The 1,985-nt window shown below is 42.9% G+C and carries 1 protein-coding gene; it reads right to left on the reverse strand.

Annotation, left to right across the window (positions count from 1 at the left end; genetic code table 11):
- Window positions 1-156 precede the first annotated feature (156 nt).
- Window positions 157-1,884, reverse strand: coding sequence for an IS1634 family transposase (locus KI363_RS21460; protein ID WP_158324464.1), 1,728 nt, complete (start codon window positions 1,882-1,884; stop codon window positions 157-159).
- Between the last annotated feature and the right edge of the window lie 101 nt (window positions 1,885-1,985).

The following is a 1,985-nucleotide window of genomic DNA, read 5'->3' on the forward strand; positions in this document are numbered from 1 at the left end:
CCCATATTCCGCGCTACACCTACCACGCAAAATTTTTTCTGAAAAGCCCACTGTCATAAAGGCAACCGATCATTGCTCTTATGACAGTGTTTTATAAATAATGACAGCACACAACATATATCGACACAAACGAAGCAAAAGGATTTTAAGCCTATGTTACTGGCCTGTTTTTTCGACAATCTTTTGACCTTGTGGCTCCGTAAAAACACTCTCACTCAAGCCAAGTAAACCTAAAATACGTTCCACACGAGCTTTTCCGTTGACCGATAATACACGGACTATTCCTTCTTCCTGTTTAAAGTGTACGATGTCCACTGTATCCAGAATCTCCAAGACAGACTCTCCTGTTGGTCGAAAACTATTTCTGCTCCCGCCCATTAAGTCCAGTGGTTCGTTCTCTCCTTCCATGTTTTTACGAATGAGGTACTCAAAAAGGCTATACACCATGACGCTCAACATCATGACATAGGCGAAGGCTTCCACTCGCTTAGGTTTTTCTAGGTAAATCCTTCCCACGAAATAAGGATTTTTCAAAAATCGAAAACGATTTTCTACGGTCTGTTGCCCTTTGTAGGCTTTTAGCAAGTCTACATCGGATAATTTTTCTCCATCCATCTGATTGGTTATCAAGATAAAGGTGGATGCTTGTTGACGCAGTTGTTCCCATTTCTCCTTCGATGGGGGATGGATCGTCAGGTTTATCGTATAGACTGTAACTGGAGATGGTGCGGCTTCCCCTTTTTTAGGCCGTCCCCGTTTTTTCCGTCTTCCCGGCTGTTCTTTGGGAGTAACAATTCCTTCTACTGTATGAGAACCTTTGTGTTCTTTCATAAACTCTGAAAGGGCCGCTTGGGCATCACGCTCACAGGAAAAGTCCTTTTTTTCCATTTTTTCTTTGTCCTTTTCCCACTTTTTTAGCTCCTTTTCAAGTTGGGATGTGAGGCTTTTTTCCTTTCGTCCATCCAATTTATTGGAGTGAACGATGACAAAACGATAAGTCTCCCCGTCCAGCCTGGCCTTGGTTGAAGAAATTTTATAAATCGCAGCGTCTTTTCCCTCTACAAGCTTTCCCACCTCTTCCCATTGATCGTCCTTCCACGCTTTCTCTTTAATCGTTTCGGCAAGCTTGAAGTTTTCTGGCAACCGAGACAAGAAAAGCAAGTCTGACGCATCCTTACACTTCAATTCTTTCAAATTATCTTTCGTGACAAAAGCACTATCTGCTATGAAAATTGCTTTTTCTAGTTCTTCAGGAGACAACCATTTGGTTAAGGCTCTCAGAAAATGACCATTCCATTTTTTATCATCTTGATTGCCATCTAAGACTTCTCCATAGATGGGAAGCCCTTGTGCTGTGGTTCCCATTCCGATTTTAATTTGCGGTAGATCAGGTCGATGATCCTTGGAATAACCACGTACAATCTTCACAAGATCCTCCTCTTCTTTCGCCTCCCCTGTATACACCAAAGAAGTTGTATCAAAATGAAGATGGTCCCAGCTTAAGTCGGATACTGCTTCGCGAATCCCTTGAACTGCCTGGATATAAACCTCTTGAAGCCCCGCCGAATGGAGGGCTTCCAACGCTCTTCCTAACGCATCATCATTAAAATCACTAGCCTTTCTTTCCGTACCAAATAACAATTCAACATCTTGCCGTTCATAGAACTCCTCTACCTTGTAAAGGGCTTTTCGATCCGTCAGTTGATTAATGATCAGCGCAGCGATACGTGTGCCGACAGAAACATGGCAATCTTCCTTTTTAACAGGAGAGAGCTGATCAATTCGATCGATGAGTCCTAATTTGTCTATTAATTGACGAACAACAGGAGCCGATCCGACTCGACATACTTGAAAGTCAGGAATCTGCGGAATTGGATTATTCATTGCAATCACCCCACGGTATTCATACCCTTACCCTTCGATAGGACGTGGGGGAATTCCTGCAAAAAAAGATTTTAGGCTTTTAAAGGGGCGCGGAATATGGG

Source organism: Lederbergia ruris (assembly GCF_018332955.1).
Classification (GTDB): domain Bacteria; phylum Bacillota; class Bacilli; order Bacillales; family Bacillaceae_C; genus Lederbergia; species Lederbergia ruris.

Excerpts from the sequence above, each read along its gene's own strand:
- KI363_RS21460 (WP_158324464.1), bottom strand. The coding sequence starts at position 1,884 with ATGAATAATCCAATTCCGCAGATTCCTGACTTTCAAGTATGTCGAGTC.